This is a genomic window from Nocardia asiatica NBRC 100129, from assembly GCF_000308415.1.
GTDB lineage: Bacteria > Actinomycetota > Actinomycetes > Mycobacteriales > Mycobacteriaceae > Nocardia > Nocardia asiatica.
Genome location: NZ_BAFS01000269.1, coordinates 1 through 780 on the forward strand (window position 1 = coordinate 1; position 780 = coordinate 780).

Consider the following 780-nt stretch of genomic DNA (forward strand, 5'->3'; position numbering starts at 1 on the left):
CTTGCGCGTACCGTCGTCGGCCATCACGGTGACGTAGTCGGCGGAAACCTCCTCGACCACGCCCGCCTTCTCGTTCACCACGACGTCGCCCGCGTCCACGGCCGCGCGCAGCTCCATACCGGTGCCCACGATCGGGGCCTCGGAACGGATCAGCGGAACCGCCTGACGCTGCATGTTCGCGCCCATCAGGGCGCGGTTGGCGTCGTCGTGCTCGAGGAACGGGATCATCGCCGTCGCGACCGACACCATCTGACGCGGCGACACGTCCATGTAGTCGACCTCGGTGGCGGCGACGAGCTCGTTCTCCTCGTTGCCGCGGCGGCACAGCACGCGGTCCTCGAGGAAGCGGCCCTCGGCGTCGACCGGCGAGTTGGCCTGCGCGCGAACGTGGCGGTCCTCTTCGTCGGCGGTCAGGTAGCGAACCTCGTCGGTCACCCGGCCGTCGACCACCTTGCGGTACGGCGTCTCGATGAAACCGAACGGATTGACCCGCGCGTACACCGACAGCGATCCGATCAGGCCGATGTTCGGGCCTTCCGGGGTCTCGATCGGGCACATGCGGCCGTAGTGCGACGGGTGGACGTCACGGACTTCCAGACCGGCGCGCTCACGGGACAGACCACCCGGGCCCAGCGCCGACAGGCGGCGCTTGTGGGTCAGGCCCGACAGCGGGTTGTTCTGGTCCATGAACTGCGACAGCTGGGAGGTTCCGAAGAACTCCTTGATCGCCGCGACGACCGGGCGGATGTTGATCAGGGTCTGCGGCGTGATCGCCTCGAC

1 protein-coding gene is annotated in these 780 nt (G+C 68.3%); it reads right to left on the reverse strand.

All coding sequences use genetic code 11. From position 1 onward, the window contains the following. Window positions 1-780: RNA polymerDNA-directed RNA polymerase subunit B (locus ON27_RS25440; protein WP_043733045.1), on the reverse strand; the 780-nt coding region annotated here is incomplete at both ends.